The organism is Sporosarcina sp. GTC18466 (assembly GCF_055389225.1).
The window spans coordinates 283452-300767 of the sequence record NZ_AP044037.1 but is presented as its reverse complement, the minus strand read 5'-3'; the positions used below and the strand labels follow the sequence as shown (position 1 = coordinate 300767).

Below are 17316 nucleotides of genomic sequence, written 5' to 3'. Positions count from 1 at the left end.
TTTCGCCATCACGCCTTTTCAAGTAATAAAGATAAGAAACTCTCTCCGAAGTCAGGCCTTTTCACATCGAAGTTTTCTGCAATTGTTGCCCCGATATCGGAAAATGTCTTTCTAAGAGGCAACTCTCCGCCTGATGTAAATTTTGGAGAATAGGCAAGCAATGGCACATATTCCCTAGTATGGTCGGTTCCGCTATGGATCGGGTCATTCCCGTGATCCGCCGTAATGATGAGCAGATCCTCCTCTTGCATCACACTGATGATTTCAGGCAATCTTGCATCAAAATCCTGAAGCGCCTCGCCATAGCCGATCGGGTCGCGTCTATGTCCGAACAGCGCGTCGAAGTCGACGAGATTCGTGAATGAAATACCATTGAAATCTTTCTTCATTTCTTCAACCAATTTATCGACGCCGTCCATATTGCTAGTTGTGCGGACTGCTTCTGTAACACCTTCGCCATTGAAGATATCTGAAATCTTGCCGACTGCGACGACATCATAACCCGCATCCTTCAGTTCATTCATGACGGTACGGCCGAATGGCTTAAGGGCATAATCGTGCCGGTTCGACGTGCGGACAAAATTTCCCGGCTCTCCAACGAACGGCCGTGCGATGACCCGTCCGACCAGATATTCGGGTTGAAGCGTAAGCTCCCGTGCAATTTCACAGATCCGGTATTGCTCATCAATCGGAATAATCCCTTCATGGGCCGCAATTTGAAGAACCGGGTCTGCTGAAGTATAGACGATCAAAGCGCCTGTCTTCATATGTTCTTCGCCGAGTTCTTCAATGATGGCAGTGCCGCTTGCCGGCTTGTTTCCGATCACCTTTCGTCCGGTGCGTTTTTCCAATTCATCGATCAATGACTGAGGAAAGCCTTCCGGATATACTTTGAATGGCTTGTCTATGTTAAGGCCCATGATCTCCCAGTGACCAGTCATTGTATCTTTCCCGACGGACGCTTCCTGCATTTTCGTATACATCGCAGAAGGCTGGTCCGCTGCTGGGACACCTTCGATTTTTTTAATATTGGACAGACCCATCTCTGCCATGTTCGGCAATTTCAAGCCGCCCATCCTCTCGCCTATATGACCGAGTGTATCGGCACCGACATCACCGAATGCCTCCGCATCCGGCGCCTCTCCAATCCCGACCGAGTCGAGGACAATAAGGTGAATCCGTTTAAATGAGTTGTTTTCCATTTTCTTGCCTCCTAAAGATCATAATTTCCTTTACATACCCGCTCAGCTCCACTTTATCATTACCAGGTTTGGAGCGATAGCGAAATGACATGATAACTCATGCTCTTGGATGGAATTGTACATATACATCCTTCAGCCTGGTTTTGCTCACATGAGTATAAATCTGCGTCGTAGAAATGTCGGAATGACCGAGCATTTCCTGAACAGCGCGCAAGTCTGCACCGTTCTCGATCAAATGCGTCGCAAATGAATGCCGCAATATATGAGGTGTCAGCTCTTTATGTATACCCGCTTTCAGCGCATGTCCTTTGAGCAATTTCCAGACACCTTGCCGGGTCAGCCGGGAACCGCGCATGTTTACAAAAACAGCTTTGCTCTGCTTTCCTTTCAGCAATGAATGACGGACCGCCAGATACGTCTCGCACGCCTGTATGGCGCCTCCGCCAAGCGGGACGATGCGTTCTTTGCCGCCTTTACCGAAAATCCTGACAAACCCCATTGAAAGATGCAGGTCTTCCAGGTCAAGCCCGATCAGCTCACTGACACGCATACCTGTGCCATAGAGAAGCTCGAGTAATGCGATGTCCCGAATCCCTTGCGGAGTCGTCCGCTCTGGTGCACCGATCAACCGATCTACTTCATTAATGGAGAGGATCCTCGGCAACTTCTGTTCCAGCTTGGGCAGCTCCAGATGTACAGTCGGGTCATGCTGTGCGACCTGATCTCTTAAAAGGAATTGATGGAAAGAACGGATGGATGAAATATGCCTTGAAATCGTCCTCGAAGACTTCCCATCTTCCTTCAGCCGGGCCAGATACTGCAAAATTATAGCCTGATCGACTTCCTGCACCGACTCGACCCCTTGCTTTCCCATCTCGGCGATGTAACTAGTCAAATCCCGCTCATATGAAGCAATCGTGTTCTGGGCAAGCTGGCGTTCTACACGGAGAAAGTGCATATAATCCTCAAGTGCAAATAATGCATCTTTCATAACGGCCTGATTATCCTCTTTTTCCATCCTCATCCCCCGCTCCTGATTCTTCAAGCGCATCAAGTGACCGCGATAAAAAAAGAAATAGGACAGCAACGTATGCCGTCCTCCTTACTTCTTTTTATCAGCAGTGCTTTTGCGGCAGCGCTCGCAAATTCCGTGAAATGTCAGCCAGTGATCTTTCACATTAAATCCATAACGGCTCTCAACGATTTTTTCGACATCGCCAAGAAGATCTTCCTGGATCTCATCCACTTTTCCGCATTCCAGACAGATCAGATGATGATGGAACCGCGAAGCTCCTTCCTGCCTAAGGTCGTACCTTGATACGCCGTCTCCAAAGTTGATCTTATCGACTATTTTCAACTCTGTCAGAAGCTCCAGCGTCCGATAGACTGTAGCCAGCCCAATTTCAGGCGCTTTTTCTTTTACGAGCAAAAAAACATCTTCTGCACTTAAATGGTCCTTCTCATTCTCAAGAAGAACCATGACGGTCGCTTCCCGCTGTGGCGTCAACTTATAGCTGGCCCCGTGCAGTTGCTTTTTTATCCGATCCATCCGGCTTTCCATATGACGCCCCCCCTGCTACTGAACCTATTATATCAAATGGCTGTTCCGCGTGACAACAGAAAGGGACGCCGCTTGTTTCCAGGCGGTCACTTGACGAAAATATGAAAAACGATGACTTCCATCAACTGCAAGCAAGTGAAACAAGCAAGGAGGAACGGCAAAGGGCGTAAGTTCCTTTTCTTGCGTCTTTGGCTCATTCTATCAAAGTATGGCGGCCCTAGCACTGAACAGTACAGCAAGAGAAGAAAGCAGAAGACAAACTGGAACGGAAACCACCAGATTGAATAATCGACCATGCCTGTCCCTTCGGCCAATAAATAAGATGAGGAAAGTCCGAAGAGCACTCCTTTCAAAGCACCGATCAGCAGTACAAAAAATCTCGTTTGCCGTTTGATGGACAATGCATAGGCGCTGATGAGGAAAATACCCATCATCATCAGCGACCAGATGACAGAGGAATCTCGATCAACGACTCGCCTGTCGACAAATTGAAGGACGGTTTCTGTATCATGGACATCGATGATTCGAAACAATATAGCTCCGCCTATATAACTTACAGCTAATATGACGAACACATGATAGAGCGATAGGGAACGGACCATAAGCTGCACCTCCCGAGTCTTTTGTACAACCTATGCTCGTCCGCCCGTATATAGCCCATTACTAGATCATTTTTGCAAGCATTACGCCGATAGCCGTTTTCGCATCGAAAATACGCCCATCAGCCATCATTTGCTCTGCTTCCTCCACGGTGCACTCCATGATATTGATGAATTCATCCTCATCACCAGCAGCCGGGTTCTCAACCTTTTCCAAATCGCGTGCGATATATAAATGAATGATTTCATCAGCAAAACCAGGTGACGTGGCAAACGACTGGCAGTAGCTGAATGACCCGGCCTTATAGCCGGTCTCCTCCTCAAGCTCCCGGATCGCCGTCAATTCCTTATCCTCGCCGGGTTCGATTTTCCCTGCAGGTATTTCAACAAGTGTGCGCTCAAGGGCTTTACGGAATTGCTCTACAAAAACGATCTTGCCCTCATTTGTGATCGGCAGGATTGCAACAGCGCCAGGATGCTTTACCAGTTCACGCTTCGCTCTCTGTCCGTCCGGCAATTCGACCTCATCGACCCGCAATGAGATGACCCTTCCTTCAAAAATCGGCGTGCTTCCGACAGTTCTCTCTTCAAATTCCATTTACATGCACCTGCGCTTTCCCATTAATATAAATGAAGGAGGCGGCTGTAATGCAGGCCGCTTTCACTTTATCCGGCATCATTGTACCATGAACTAAACGGAGGTGCTTATTATGGAAAAACGCGAACTGGGAACGAGCGGGATTTACGTCTCTGAAATTGGACTTGGCTGCATGTCTTTGCCGGATGACCGGGCGGAAGCTGAAAGAATCGTGAATACGGCAATCGAAGGCGGCATCAACTTCTTTGATACAGCGGATCTTTACGACGGCGGGACAAACGAGGAGCTGATCGGGGATTTACTGAAGGAACATAGGGAGAAAATCATTCTGGCTACAAAAGTCGGAAACCGCCTGAAACTGGATCACACTAGCTGGCACTGGGATCCATCGAAAGACCATATCATGCAGGCCGTCAAGGAAAGCCTGCGCCGCCTGGGAACTGATTATATCGATTTGTATCAGCTGCATGGAGGTACAATGGAAGACGATGCCGATGAAGTGATCGACGCCTTCGAAACATTGAAGAAAGAAGGAGTGATCCTGCAGTACGGCATCTCTTCCATCCGGCCGAATGTAATCGAGAGATTCCTGACAAAAAGCAATGCGGTTTCGGTCATGATGCAATACAGCCTCCTAGACAGACGCCCTGAGGAATGGTTTAGAATGATCCAGCAACATGGCGCTTCCGTCATTGCTAGGGGTACACTTGCAAAAGGGTTATTGACACTCGAAGGGGAAAAGCGCGCTGCCAGGGCAGACGGCTTCAGCACTTATTCCGGGGACGAACTGAGAGAGACCGTTGAGAAACTGGCGGCCGAGTCAGAAGACCTCCATGCGGATGCCATCTCTTTCAATCTATCGGAAGAAACGGTCGCTTCTGCGCTTGTCGGGGCAAGTTCAGAGAAACAGCTTCTCGACTCGATTCTGGCCTATGAAAAGCACGTGGATCGAACCAGAATCGAGGGGTTGAAAACTGTAACCAAGCAGGATGTGTATAAGGACAACCGGCCCGGCTAAAGATATTGTCAGTTTCTGTAACCAACCCGCAACATATTTGTAATGATTATGGGCTCTAGCAAGGGGTAATGAAATAATAGTACCAGCTGCAGCAAGAATAATCACAAATATGGAGGAGATTACAATGAATCTTACAGACGATAAGAAATGGTTGAAAGTCGGAGCGGCGGCCCTGTTGTCCGTCACAGTACTTGGAGCTTGCGGAGATAAAGACGATGACACCAATTTGGACGTGAACAATCCGCCAGCTGATGTTGATGTGGATAACGACATGGATACTGATACTGACGGTATGGATACTGAAATGGACGGCACTGGAACTGAAGACAGCGGCAAATAAACAATCCATATGTGAAAAAGCCCCGTTGCGATAATAGCATCGGGGCTTTTCTGCGTTTATATATGGACTGCTTCCTTCTTCTGTTCTGTCACAGAAAAAGCAGGATCAGCAGCTTTCTTCTTTTTTCGTTTCGGAAGCATGTTGAACAAGATGTTCAAAGCGATGGCTGCCAGGCTTCCTGTCACAATGCCATTACTTGTTAAAATCTGTACATTTTCAGGAAGCGCCGCGAATAGGTCAGGTACTACTGACACGCCAAGGCCTATGCCGACTGAGCATGCGATGATCATCGCATTTTCCTGCGATTCCAAGACGACTTTGCCAAGCATCTTGACGCCTTGAGAAATCACCATGCCGAACATCGCAATCATCGCACCGCCAAGAACGGAAGTTGGGATGACCGTTGTCACCGCAGCGACCTTAGGCATCAGGCCAAGGCCGATCAGCATGAATGCCGTTATGAATATGACTTTCTTCGATTTGACGCCCGATATTTGAATCAACCCTACATTTTGCGAGAAAGTTGTATACGGAAAGGCATTGAATAGTCCGCCGAGCACCGAGGCCAATCCTTCTGCACGATACCCTTTCGCCAGGTCTGTCTTTGTAATCTCCTTCTCACATATATCACCAAGCGCAAAATATGTTCCCGTCGATTCTACGAGCGAGACCATGGCGACAAGGGTCATGATCAAAATCGGAAGTACATGGAAACTCGGCATGCCCAGTTTAAACGGCTGTACAACATGGACATAGGACGCTTCATGGACAGCCGAAAAATCGACGAGTCCCATAAACATGGCAGCGACAGTACCTAAGACCAGGCCTAACAAAATGGAAATGGAGCGGAGAAACCCAGTTGAAAACTTATAGATAAGAATAATGGATAGAAGTGTGCCGAAAGACAATATAATATTCGCGCCCGAGCCATAATCCGCCGACCCTTGTCCGCCTGCCATATTATTGATGGCTACCGGAATAAGCGTCAATCCAATGATCGTAACGACAGATCCTGTCACGACAGGCGGGAAAAATTTCACAAGCAGCCCGAAATAACGGCCGATCAGCATAATGATTGCGCCTGACGCAATGATTGAACCATAGATGGCTGATATACCATAGCTATGGCCGATCGATATCATCGGTCCGACTGCAGTAAAAGTGCAGCCGAGCACAACAGGCAGCCCGATGCCGAAAAAGCGGTTCGTCATGACTTGCAGCAGTGTCGCAATCCCGCACATGAAAATGTCAATGGACACGAGATAGGTAAGCTGCACGGGAGTGAGCCCGATTGCTTCCCCGACAATCAGCGGAACTAAAATGGCACCTGCGTACATCGCAAGCAAATGTTGAAAACCTAGAAGTGTTGATTTCATATGGCTGCCTCTTCTCCGGCAAAGGTCACTTTACCGCCTTCAAGAGATTCCACAATCGCTAGCGACTCCACCCGGATCCCTTTTTCGCGAAGCGCATTGCCGCCCGGCTGGAACCCTTTCTCTATGACAATGCCGATTCCCGCTAGCTCTGCCCCCGCTTGCTTGCATATGTCCATCAGACCAAGAGCAGCCTCTCCGTTCGCCAGGAAATCGTCGATCACAAGAACTTGATCGCCTTCCTTGATAAATTCTTTAGAGACGGAGATCTGATTCGTCTCTTTTTTTGTATAGGAATAGACATCAGCTTTGTATAATTCTTCGCCCAGGGTGAGAGACTTGCGCTTCCTAGCAAAAACGACCGGAACGTCAAGCAACAGGCCGGCCATAACCGCAGGAGCGATGCCGGATGATTCGATGGAAAGGATGCGTGTCACACCTGATTCCTTAAAGCGTTCCGCAAACTCTTCGCCGATTTCCCGCATAAGAGACGGGTCAATTTGATGGTTCAGGAACGAGTCCACTTTCAGCACTTGATCTGATAATACATTTCCCTCTTTCACAATACGTTCTTGCAGTCTTTTCATATTGGTGCCTCCCTTGTGAAATCCACGACCACAGGGCACTAAAAAGCCCGGATGACCGTGCATCCATTCATGTCATGAGTGGAGCAAGATCATCCGGGCTGAAACATTCCGAATGGATACGAAAGAGACGCCTGTATTGGCATCCTTTTCGCCTGCGTCCATCATAGTCAATCTGTTTACGGCAGATCGGTAGAAACTTGCAGGCCATATCCCTGCGATTATATGAGTGGATGTGTTATTTGAATGGTATTAGTATAGCACGCATTCGACATATTTCAACAGCGCAGAAGTAGAAATACCATTACCTTTTTTCTGATAAATAATGCAAGCATATCTGCCCTCTTTGTTTCCTCCCGTACGCATAGCTAGTTAAACATTACGAAAATATGACGATTGTTTCAAACTGGAAACGCCTGTTACTTTCAAAGAATTTACATGCAAAAGAGTTTAAGACTATGGATATCGGTTATATAAGGACTGTAAGCAACAACAATATTAAAAACAAAGGAGACGATTCAATATGGCTAACAGAAATGAAAACAATGACAACCGAGGAAAAATGTCACTAGAGGAAGCAGGCCGCAAAGGCGGAGAAGCTACTGCTAAGAACCATGACCGCGATTTCTACGAAGAGATCGGACGTAAAGGCGGAGAAGCGACTGCCAAGAACCACGACCGTGATTTCTATGAAGAGATCGGACGTAAAGGCGGAGAAGCGACTTCTAAAAACCACGACCGTGATTTCTACGAAGAGATCGGGCGTAAAGGCGGAGAAGCCCGCGCAAAACAAAGCGATGACATGAATGACAACAACAATCGCTAATAATGCTGAATAACCTGACTAGGAGCCATTCCTAGTCAGGTTTTCTTTTTTTATAAATGATTATCATTTTTTATTAAACCCTAAGTCTATATCCAATACAACCGGGCAGTGATCACTCCCAAGGATATGGCAATCAATTGATGCGCCTGCAAGGCAAGGTTCAAGCTGGCGGGAAGCGAGAAAATAATCTATTCTCCACCCGATATTACGTTCCCTCACTTTATTCATATACGACCACCATGTATAAGCTCCATCCTCTTCCGGATGAAAATGTCTGAAAGTATCAATGAAGCCTTCTTCGAGGAGGGCGTCCATGGAAGCACGCTCCTCATAGGTGAATCCCGAATTGCCGATATTTGTTTTGTAGTTGCGTATGTCAATCTCTTTATGCGCAACATTTAAGTCCCCGCAATAAATGACAGGCTTGATACGATCAAGCGCAGTGAGATGCTGGCGAATCTTATCTTCCCACTCAAGTCGGAACGGGAGCCTTGCCAAGTCACGTTGCGAATTCGGCACATATGCATTCACGAGAAAAAATTGTTCATATTCAAGTGTCAGGATCCTGCCCTCCTTCTCGCCTGGCTCCTCACCGATTCCGTAGTAAACCGCCACCGGCTCTTTCTTAGTGAAAACAGCGGTTCCTGAATACCCTTTTTTCTCAGCATAGTTCCAATACTGAAAGTAACTTTCCAACGGCAGATCTAGCTGCCCTTCCTGCAACTTAATTTCCTGAACACAAAATATGTCAGCATCCACCTCATTGAAATATTCAAGAAACCCTTTTTTGATACAAGCCCTCAAGCCATTCACATTCCATGAAACAAGTTTCATTGCCATTTCCCCTCTTTTTCTGCGATCAATTCATTGTGTTTGAGACGTCATAGAGCGCTTCGTCAATCTCAAGTTCCTCACCGAGGGCAAGCTTAGCCAGCTGACGCCCCAAAAACGGCCCGGCTGTCAGTCCGGATGCCCCTAGCCCATTTGCAAATAGCAGCCGCCCCGCACCATGCACCTTTCCGATGACGGGAAGAAATCCTTTAGTGAATGGCCTGAATCCAACACGCACTTCTTCGATCTCCGCCTGGCGAAGTCCAGGAGCAACCGCTAGCGCCTTGTCGAATACTTCATGGAGCCCTCCAACTGTGATGCTCATATCCCCTTCCAGCTCGTTTTCGTGAGTCGCCCCAACAACTACTTTGCCATCTGCGAATGGAACGATATATTGATCGTTCGGCGGCATGATGACCGGCCAGGCTCCTGTCGTCCTCTCCTTTATATTCAGATGGGCGATCTGCGCTTTCTGCCCTGTTACGGTTAGCGATATGCCAATATCACGAAGCAACTCACCTGCCCAGCATCCCGCCGTAACCAGTACTTTCCGTGCCTTTATAAACATGCCGTCAACGAAGACACCTGTAACTTCATCTCCTTCGCGGCAAAGCCGGGCTGACCCATCAATGATTTCAGCGCCATGGGACTGTGCGCCAGTGATCAGCGCTTGTCGCAGTTTCCTTCCATCCACACGTGCTGCACCGGAAACGTACAAGGACGAGAATTCGTCAGACAGGAGTGGAAAGAGTTTCTTTGTCTCCTGTGGCGACAGAATTTCCACGTCGCCGATTTCGGGGGCTTCCTCCCGTTTTTTCAAGGTCCGGCCTTCCATCTTTGCGAGCTTTTCTGCCTCTGTGTGCAGACTGACTGCACCAGCCATTTCATAACCGGTATCAGTCTGGCCATCTTTTTCAAGGGCAGAGATCAAATCAGGATAATAGGCAGCTCCTTTTTTGACAAGATCATACCACGCTTTATTCCTTCGTTGAGATAGCCAAGGGCATATGATCCCCGCAGCTGCATCTGTCGCCCTTCCTTCATCTTTACGGTCGATAAGTGTAACTGGCGCGTCTTTCATCGCCAAATGATAAGCGGCCGAAGCTCCGAGAATCCCTCCGCCGACTATGATGATCCGATCCAATGTAAACACCTTTTCCAATCGTTTTCTTCCAGTGTACGACTTCGCTTAGCAGAGGACAAACGTGCAGGCTTATGCAAGCGCTTTCAAAAATAATATAATTTTTAAACTATTTACACCTTTCATTTTACAACAAGCCATTGTATAATCGAATTATCAGATTACATAATGAGGAGCTTGGTATACATGACAACTTTGCCGATTCAGATTAGACAATGCGAAGCGAAAAAAGAAAAGCCGGATCCCGAAACACTTGTATTCGGCCGCAATTTCACTGATCATATGTTCGTTGCAGACTATGAAGAAGGGAAAGGATGGCACAGCCACCGTATTGTCCCCTACGCCCCGATCACAATGGACCCGGCGGCAATCGTCCTCCACTACGGACAGACAGTTTTCGAAGGTTTGAAGGCATTCCGCTGCGAGGATGGGAACATTCGGCTGTTCAGGCCGGAGGAGAACATGAAAAGGCTGAATCAGTCCCTAACCCGTCTCTGTATGCCGAAGATAGATGAAGAGATGGCTCTTCACGCGCTGTTTGAATTGATCCGGATTGAAAAGGACTGGATTCCTTCTCTACCGGGCACCTCCTTGTACATACGCCCTTTTGTCATCGCTAATGAGGCATATCTAGGAGTCGCTCCTGCGAAAAAGTACCAGTTCTATATTATTTTATCGCCTGTCGGTTCTTACTATAAAGAAGGAATCAGCCCTGTTAAAATACTCGTTGAGAATGACTATGTCCGGGCTGTCCAGGGCGGGACAGGAGGCGCTAAAACTGCGGGCAACTATGCCGCGGGATTGAAGGCGCAAGAGACTGCCGACCAGCTAGGATATTCCCAAGTGCTCTGGCTTGACGGCGTGGAAAAGAAATACGTAGAGGAAGTCGGCAGCATGAATATCTTCTTCAAAATCAATGGAGAAATCATCACGCCAGCCATCAATGGGAGTATATTAGAGGGGATAACCCGCAAATCCATCCTGCAACTGCTTCGCCACCAGGATGTTCCAGTTACGGAAAGACAGATCTCCATGGAGGAAATACGCACAGCATATGACAGCGGGATACTTGAAGAAGTATTCGGCACAGGAACAGCCGCCGTCATCTCTCCTGTCGGTGAACTGAATTGGGACGGCTATAAAATGATTGTGAACAACGGGGAAACTGGCCAAACCGCAAAAAGTCTTTACGATACGCTCACCTCCATCCAGACCGGCCACTTACAAGATCCGTTCAGCTGGGTAACTGAATTGAAAGAGCGTTATGCAAAGTTGGCATAATCAAGAATGGCGACGGAGTTTTCCGTCGCCTTTTCTTAACTGATATTTTGAATCCGATTCAGTAAATTGTCCAAATCCTGACTGCATGATACGACCTCTGGATGTGTGAAGCCATACTGTTTAGCTTTCAGATACATGAGCCGCCGCTTCACCTGGATCCTTGTGGATAATAACTGTTTCATCTGTTCCTTACACAAGATCATTGCCTCCAACAAACTTATTCGTTTTCTGCCAACTTTACCTATTATGAAGGCAAATGATTAAAAAATTTGTCGTATTGCGTTCTGTTATTCACTTGTCACAAAAGATTCACATTTACACTTCTGCTTCATGTATTATCTTGCATTCGGGAACATACGGCCAAGCGCATCTGTGAATTCGTCGAAGAATCCCTCAACCGATTGACCCCCTCGGATCCGGTTGCCATAATCACTGAACTGCATGGCTGCATCCGGATTCATCGATACATATACATTATTGTAGTTTTTCCCGTTTTTGCGGACTGTGTCAGCGATTCGATCTTCTAGTGCTTTGTCACTTTTCACGCCTTGTTTCAATTTAACGGCAATATACGCGTTATTGTTCGTCACGAGGACGTAGGCATCATCTACATCATCCAAGCTCTCGACTTTTCGGGCCACGTCATCCGCATTCTCAACGTTTCGGTTAGTATTGCTTGTTCCTTTCCCGTTTCCATTGCCTGAGTACATGCCGCCATTATTATCACGCTGGACATTGCCGTTCATGCCGTTTGTCTGATTGCCGGCAAGTCCGTCATTGCTGTTGTCGATGCCGCCCATTCCGCCAGTTCCGTTATTATTCCCAGTATAGGACTCGTTCGTTCCGGTAATCGGTCCATTGCCCATATAAGAGTCATTCCGCTCCGTGATCGGGCTGGTGCCGTCCCTGTAGGATTGGTTTGTACCCGTAGTCCCGTTCTTGTCCGTGCCTGTCGCGTTATTGTCACGGTCGGTTCCACATCCTGCAAGAGCTATTGACAGTAAAGACACAGTTGCAACGTACGCCAGTTTCTTCAAAATATCTTCCTCCTTTTCAAAATGTACGATTAGCATGTTTACAAACGGCTTTTCTATGCACACTAAAAAAACCCGGCAAACAAAGTTTGCCGGGCAAAGTTTAAAATTTCGTGCCGTGATCACCATATTCATCCAAGAGCTCTGCAAAGCTCTTGTTCTTTTCTTTTTCTTCTTTTTCACGACGTTTTTTCTCAATTCGTTCCTCTTCAAGCGCTGTTGCTTCAGCCGTCAGCTCTTTTTTCGCTGCTGCCAGTTTCGACAGCAGATCATCAGACAGGCTGTCCGATAACGTCAACGGCTTCTCTTTTTGCTGATCCGCTTTTAACGTATTGCCGCTCTTGCGTTTTTTCGCCATACTGTACACCTTCTTTTCCTTTACGGACGTTTTACAACTGTAGCTACACCCTGGCCGCCGCCAATGCAAAGTGTCGCAAGACCGTTTTTCGCATCCCTGCGTTTCATTTCATATAATAGGGTAACTAAAATGCGCGCTCCGCTTGCACCGATCGGATGACCTAAGGCGATAGCACCGCCATTAACGTTCAGCCGATCTTTGTCAAATTGAAGTTCGCGGTCAACAGCGAGCGACTGGGCAGCGAATGCCTCATTCGCCTCGATCAATTCGATATCTTCAAGCTTCATATCTGCCTTCTCCAGGACATTTTTCACCGCCTGAACGGGTCCGATGCCCATTACCGAAGGGTCGACACCTGCATTCGCATTCGCCGCAATAACAGCAAGCGGCGTAATGCCCAGCTGATCTGCTTTCTCTTTTGACATGATGACAAACGCGGCTGCACCGTCGTTGATCCCCGATGCGTTTCCTGCCGTCACACTCCCCTCTTTTTTGAAAGCAGGACGCAGCTTGGCGAGTTTCTCCTCGGTTGTTCCTCCTTTGACATACTCATCCGTGTCAAAGACGACCGGATCACCTTTCCGCTGAGGAATTTCGACTGGAACAATCTCATCTTTGAATTTTCCATCTTCAACTGCCGCAGCGGCCTTCTTCTGTGAGGCTGCAGCGAATGCATCCTGCTCTTCCCGGCTGATCGAATATCGGTCGCAAAGATTTTCTGCCGTAATCCCCATATGGTAATCATTGAACGCACACCATAGACCGTCAGAAATCATGCTGTCAACCAGTTTTTGGTCCCCCATCTTGAATCCTTCCCGGGCATTCCTCATCAGATAAGGCGCTTGGCTCATATTTTCCATGCCGCCTGCGATGATGATATCGGCATCTCCGCATGCTATCGCCTGGTATGCGAGATGAACAGCTTTCAGGCCGGATCCGCATACTTTATTGATGGTCATGGATGGAACGGTCTCAGGTAAACCGGCCTTGATGGAAGCCTGGCGGGCAGGATTCTGCCCAAGTCCCGCTTGCAGTACATTACCCATGATCACTTCATCGACTTCCTCGGGCCGGACCCCCGCCCTTGATACCGCTTCTCTTATGACCTTCGCCCCAAGTTCAGGCGCTGAGATATCCTTGAGTGAACCAAGGAAAGAACCAATCGCCGTACGTACGGCACTAGCAATGACAACTTCTGTAGACATGAAACATTCCCCCTATTCGCTGCTTCACTCCCCAACAGGCGGCAGCCTTACTCGTTGCCGCAATCTCCATCCTTTCGTTACAATGGATGAAGGAGGGGATGTTATGTTCAGTTTACCAAAAAAAGCGACGATTATCGAGGTTGGACCCCGGGATGGTTTGCAGAATGAGAAAAACCCGGTAGGAACAGAAACGAAGCTGGATTTTATCAAAGCGCTGCAGGCAGCAGGCATCAGGGAGATGGAGTTGACATCATTCGTTTCGCCGAAATGGGTTCCACAAATGGCGGATGCGAAGGAGATTGTCAAAGAAACCCCGCGTACCGGACGTCAATTTGTTCTGGCGCCGAATGAAAAAGGGGCAGATCTGGCGCTAGAAGCGGGCGCTCGAAATATCGCCGTGTTCGTCGGGGTGAGCAATTCGTTTAATAAGAAAAATATCAACCGGTCAACAGCGGACGCACTTGACGCCCTTTCGCCGGTGATCGCCAAATTGAAGCAGGACGACATTTTTGTGCGCGCTTGCATTTCGACTGCATTTTATTGCCCATTTGAAGGCAAAATGGAATATAGGGATGTCAAAGAGCTTTGTGAGACATTCATCTCGATGGGGGCAGATGAACTCAGCGTCGCTGATACGGTTGGAATGGCGAACCCTTCGGAAAGTTACGAACTGTTCAGCAGACTGCGCGAAGATCTTCCACAGTCGATGTTGACCGCCCATTTCCACGATACGAGAAAAATGGCGATCGCCAATATTTTTGCGTCTCTGCAAGCCGGTGTTGACCGGTTCGATACATCTGCCGGCGGGCTTGGAGGCTGTCCTTTTGCTCCAGGAGCGACCGGTAATGTAGCTACGGAAGACGTGATCCATATGTTTGATACGCTGGGAATTGAGACGGGCATTGATGTCAAACGAGTCTGTGAAGCGGTCAGTATTGTCGCACCACATGTTTCGCGCCCGATTGAATCAGGAATGTATAGGTTATACACGAACGGCCAATTGTAAAAGGAGTGGATCGGCCTTGCGAAAACGCGCCCTCTATATTGGAAGCCTTGCCCTTAGTACAGTCGCGGCTGCATTATCGACCATCGGTTTTATCGCCACTAATCGGCTGATGTATATGAAGCTGAAAGACCATGATGTCGTCTTGAAGCGCGAAATAGTGGCAAAGCGCTTCGACTCGCATTGGTATGAGACGGTACGCAAAGAAGATTTCTGGATTGACTCTCCAAATGGCTACAAATTGAGGGCCGTTTTCCTGAAGCCGCTAGATACTACACGGACGGTCGTGATTTGTCACGGCGTCACCGAAAACAAAATCAACTCCATCAAGTATGCCCGACTGTTTGAATCACTCGGATTCAATTCCGTCATCTATGATCACAGGCGCCATGGGGACTCTGGCGGAAAGACGACGAGCTTTGGCTATTATGAGAAACAGGACCTGGCCGAAATCATGTCTGCTGTCCGAAGCAGGACCGGCAGCAGGGCACTTGTCGGCATCCATGGGGAATCAATGGGCGCTGCGACAACGATACTGTATGGAGGGATGGAAGAAGCAAGAGAGGCGGACTTTTACATCGTCGATTGTCCATTCTCCGATTTTTCCGAGCAGATTCTTCACATCCTGCGTTCCAAAACACCTCTTCGCACATCGATGACCCTTCGGATCGCGAATTTATTCCTCAGAGTCAGGGACGGGTACACCACTTCCCTCGTCTCTCCGAGGGAAACCATCCAAGCAATTGAGAAGCCGATGCTGTTCATCCATAGCCTGGAAGACGACTTCATCTTGCCAGAAATGACGAAGGAGCTGTACAGTTTAAAAAAAGGGCCTAAAATGCTGAAATTATTTGAGCAAGGCGCCCATGCAAGGTCCTTCAACGAAAACCCTGAGGCGTATAAGCAAGTAGTCTTGACCTTCTTGCGAAAGTTTAATTTTCTTGAATAAAAGCTGCCTTCGATCCCGAAATGAACCGGGACGTCTGGGGGCTTTTTTCTTTTCTCTTATATTTTTCGCGGCTATGGGAATACAGAAAATGCCGACCGTTTCATTGTTTGGTCTGCCTGCTTAATCCGTCAGCCTAAAAGATGCTTTCCATTCATAATAAGCATGTCTGTGTCCTCTAAATCTCTTTCAAATATGCCGCAATTAGAGTGTAACCCTCTTCATTTTGTATAGATCAGGCATGGACTCCGGGATATTAGGCATCGACCAGAAGCCAAACTGGTTCTGGTTCCCTTGCAGTTATTTGGGGGAGCAATCGCAGAAAGAAGCACGCAAAAAGCCGCCGGTCCGAGGGATTGTCCCTTGGATCGGCGGCTGATTCATAATGTATGATTGAATCAGCAGGTTTTCCCGCTGCATACAATTACTTTTTGTCTTGCATTTTGTTCATTTGAGCCATCATTTGATTGATTTTCTTTTGTGAAGGCTTTTGTCCCATTTGCATCATCATCATGCGCAGCATCTGCTCATTGATAGGCGGGTTTTCCTTCAAGTATTTCATCATATATTGACGTGCTAAGAAAAATCCGAGGGCGACGCCTCCGATTAATGCGACGATGATTCCAAGAATCCACCAAACCATCTGTCCTACCTCCTTCACTACCCGGAATCTAGTTTACTCCACCATGAAGGATTATACATCATCGCACTAGTGGATGGCAATGACTGCATATGAAATCATCGGATTATTTGCGCGCTGGAGCGGAAATACCTTTTTCATTCGTTTTTTCAGCGTACAGTTTCGTGTATCAATTACAAATAGCCTTTTGCGGAAAAAGGAGACCACCGCGCTTGGCAGCCTTCCAGTTATTAAAATGCGATTGACGAATCACCGATCAGCCGATTTGAATATTTGACTGGCTTAAGCCATCCCCATTCACCTGCGTTGTCCATGACGGCGAAATAACGGTCGCTTAAGCCGGATAATGCGACAAACAGATCCAGATCCAGCATCCGGGAACCATCACAGTAGGCCTGTACCGAATAAGGGGAGACGGATAGATGGATCGTTCCTTTCATCGGATGCGTCAAGCGGTAATTTCCAGTTTCGCTTTCAACAGTCGTGAATGATTTGCCAAGGTTCTCCTGCAGCGCAACTTCAATCGTCTGCTGCTCTATGTGGTCACATAGATAGGTGACTTCCCGTGCAGGTGCGCTGTCAGTTTCGTCCTTTAGCAAATCATACAGCAGCCGTTCGCGGCCGATGATGAAAGAAAGATACTTTTTCTTCACCTTATAGATTTCGTATGATCTCATAACCATCACCCCCTTTTCTCCATCCTACCGTAAACCTGCTGAAAAACGTGTCAGTTCTTGTAATGGAAAACGACTAATATTGTCGGAATAGAATTTCTA

General features: G+C 47.8%; 21 protein-coding genes and 1 riboswitch. Of the genes, 6 read left to right on the top strand and 15 right to left on the bottom strand.

Annotated elements, in window-relative coordinates; translation table 11 throughout:
• Positions 1 to 8: 8 nt before the first annotated feature.
• The 5 genes from deoB to ACZ5FK_RS01455 all read right to left on the bottom strand — a co-directional run bounded on the left by deoB (position 9) and on the right by ACZ5FK_RS01455 (position 3960).
• Positions 9 to 1202, bottom strand: a complete 1194-nt coding sequence (deoB, locus tag ACZ5FK_RS01475; RefSeq protein ID WP_464806148.1) for a phosphopentomutase — start codon at positions 1200 to 1202, stop codon at positions 9 to 11.
• 97 nt (positions 1203 to 1299) lie between these two features.
• On the bottom strand, positions 1300 to 2193 hold the full coding sequence (xerD, locus tag ACZ5FK_RS01470; RefSeq protein ID WP_464807333.1) for a site-specific tyrosine recombinase XerD: 894 nt from the start codon (positions 2191 to 2193) through the stop codon (positions 1300 to 1302).
• A 111-nt stretch (positions 2194 to 2304) separates the two neighbouring features.
• A complete protein-coding gene (gene fur, locus ACZ5FK_RS01465) occupies positions 2305 to 2763 on the bottom strand; it encodes a ferric iron uptake transcriptional regulator (RefSeq protein ID WP_464806147.1) in 459 nt (152 codons plus the stop codon).
• A gap of 86 nt (positions 2764 to 2849) precedes the next feature.
• Positions 2850 to 3365 (bottom strand): hypothetical protein, encoded by a 516-nt coding sequence (locus tag ACZ5FK_RS01460; RefSeq protein ID WP_464806146.1) that lies wholly within the window; start codon positions 3363 to 3365, stop codon positions 2850 to 2852.
• A gap of 61 nt (positions 3366 to 3426) precedes the next feature.
• Complete coding sequence (locus ACZ5FK_RS01455; RefSeq protein ID WP_464806145.1) at positions 3427 to 3960, bottom strand: NUDIX hydrolase; 534 nt, start codon at positions 3958 to 3960, stop codon at positions 3427 to 3429.
• A gap of 112 nt (positions 3961 to 4072) precedes the next feature.
• Between ACZ5FK_RS01455 and ACZ5FK_RS01450 the strand changes: the two genes are divergently transcribed.
• Both ACZ5FK_RS01450 and ACZ5FK_RS01445 read left to right on the top strand, forming a co-directional pair.
• Positions 4073 to 4978: an aldo/keto reductase gene (locus ACZ5FK_RS01450; protein ID WP_464806144.1), complete on the top strand. Its 906-nt coding sequence runs from the start codon at positions 4073 to 4075 to the stop codon at positions 4976 to 4978.
• A gap of 124 nt (positions 4979 to 5102) precedes the next feature.
• Positions 5103 to 5318, top strand: coding sequence for a hypothetical protein (locus tag ACZ5FK_RS01445; protein WP_464806143.1), 216 nt, complete (start codon positions 5103 to 5105; stop codon positions 5316 to 5318).
• Between the two features lie 56 nt (positions 5319 to 5374).
• Here the strand turns inward: ACZ5FK_RS01445 and ACZ5FK_RS01440 are convergent, their stop codons facing one another.
• Together ACZ5FK_RS01440 and ACZ5FK_RS01435 are read right to left on the bottom strand one after the other, a co-directional pair.
• Complete coding sequence (locus ACZ5FK_RS01440) at positions 5375 to 6694, bottom strand: nucleobase:cation symporter-2 family protein (RefSeq protein ID WP_464806142.1); 1320 nt, start codon at positions 6692 to 6694, stop codon at positions 5375 to 5377.
• A complete protein-coding gene (locus tag ACZ5FK_RS01435; protein WP_464806141.1) occupies positions 6691 to 7278 on the bottom strand; it encodes a xanthine phosphoribosyltransferase in 588 nt (195 codons plus the stop codon). Before ACZ5FK_RS01435 ends, ACZ5FK_RS01440 begins: the two co-directional genes overlap by 4 nt.
• 144 nt (positions 7279 to 7422) lie before the next feature.
• A riboswitch (purine riboswitch) is annotated at positions 7423 to 7524 on the bottom strand.
• 274 nt (positions 7525 to 7798) lie between these two features.
• Between ACZ5FK_RS01435 and ACZ5FK_RS01430 the strand changes: the two genes are divergently transcribed.
• A complete protein-coding gene (locus ACZ5FK_RS01430; protein ID WP_464806140.1) occupies positions 7799 to 8101 on the top strand; it encodes a KGG domain-containing protein in 303 nt (100 codons plus the stop codon).
• Positions 8102 to 8164: 63 nt separating this feature from the next.
• On the opposite strand, the gene ACZ5FK_RS01425 is transcribed toward ACZ5FK_RS01430, so the two are convergent.
• Positions 8165 to 8935, bottom strand: coding sequence for an exodeoxyribonuclease III (locus ACZ5FK_RS01425; protein ID WP_464806139.1), 771 nt, complete (start codon positions 8933 to 8935; stop codon positions 8165 to 8167).
• Between the two features lie 25 nt (positions 8936 to 8960).
• Positions 8961 to 10076 (bottom strand): NAD(P)/FAD-dependent oxidoreductase, encoded by a 1116-nt coding sequence (locus tag ACZ5FK_RS01420; protein WP_464807332.1) that lies wholly within the window; start codon positions 10074 to 10076, stop codon positions 8961 to 8963.
• Positions 10077 to 10259: 183 nt separating this feature from the next.
• On the opposite strand from ACZ5FK_RS01420, the gene ACZ5FK_RS01415 reads away from it, so the two are divergent.
• Positions 10260 to 11354: a branched-chain amino acid aminotransferase gene (locus ACZ5FK_RS01415; RefSeq protein WP_464806138.1), complete on the top strand. Its 1095-nt coding sequence runs from the start codon at positions 10260 to 10262 to the stop codon at positions 11352 to 11354.
• Positions 11355 to 11389: 35 nt separating this feature from the next.
• On the opposite strand, the gene ACZ5FK_RS01410 is transcribed toward ACZ5FK_RS01415, so the two are convergent.
• From ACZ5FK_RS01410 to ACZ5FK_RS01395, 4 genes are all read right to left on the bottom strand, one after another.
• Positions 11390 to 11491 (bottom strand): Spo0E family sporulation regulatory protein-aspartic acid phosphatase, encoded by a 102-nt coding sequence (locus ACZ5FK_RS01410; RefSeq protein WP_464807331.1) that lies wholly within the window; start codon positions 11489 to 11491, stop codon positions 11390 to 11392.
• Positions 11492 to 11689: 198 nt separating this feature from the next.
• Positions 11690 to 12391: a YhcN/YlaJ family sporulation lipoprotein gene (locus ACZ5FK_RS01405; protein ID WP_464806137.1), complete on the bottom strand. Its 702-nt coding sequence runs from the start codon at positions 12389 to 12391 to the stop codon at positions 11690 to 11692.
• Positions 12392 to 12491: 100 nt separating this feature from the next.
• Complete coding sequence (locus ACZ5FK_RS01400) at positions 12492 to 12746, bottom strand: DUF3886 domain-containing protein (protein ID WP_464806136.1); 255 nt, start codon at positions 12744 to 12746, stop codon at positions 12492 to 12494.
• Positions 12747 to 12766: 20 nt separating this feature from the next.
• Positions 12767 to 13951 (bottom strand): acetyl-CoA C-acetyltransferase, encoded by a 1185-nt coding sequence (locus ACZ5FK_RS01395; protein ID WP_464806135.1) that lies wholly within the window; start codon positions 13949 to 13951, stop codon positions 12767 to 12769.
• Positions 13952 to 14054: 103 nt separating this feature from the next.
• Between ACZ5FK_RS01395 and ACZ5FK_RS01390 the strand changes: the two genes are divergently transcribed.
• Positions 14055 to 14957, top strand: coding sequence for a hydroxymethylglutaryl-CoA lyase (locus ACZ5FK_RS01390; protein ID WP_464806134.1), 903 nt, complete (start codon positions 14055 to 14057; stop codon positions 14955 to 14957).
• 16 nt (positions 14958 to 14973) lie between these two features.
• On the top strand, positions 14974 to 15903 hold the full coding sequence (locus tag ACZ5FK_RS01385) for an alpha/beta hydrolase (RefSeq protein WP_464806133.1): 930 nt from the start codon (positions 14974 to 14976) through the stop codon (positions 15901 to 15903).
• Positions 15904 to 16324: 421 nt separating this feature from the next.
• On the opposite strand, the gene ACZ5FK_RS01380 is transcribed toward ACZ5FK_RS01385, so the two are convergent.
• Positions 16325 to 16543: a YneF family protein gene (locus ACZ5FK_RS01380; protein WP_464806132.1), complete on the bottom strand. Its 219-nt coding sequence runs from the start codon at positions 16541 to 16543 to the stop codon at positions 16325 to 16327.
• 227 nt (positions 16544 to 16770) lie between these two features.
• On the bottom strand, positions 16771 to 17217 hold the full coding sequence (gene sirA / locus ACZ5FK_RS01375) for a sporulation inhibitor of replication protein SirA (protein ID WP_464806131.1): 447 nt from the start codon (positions 17215 to 17217) through the stop codon (positions 16771 to 16773).
• Between the last annotated feature and the right edge of the window lie 99 nt (positions 17218 to 17316).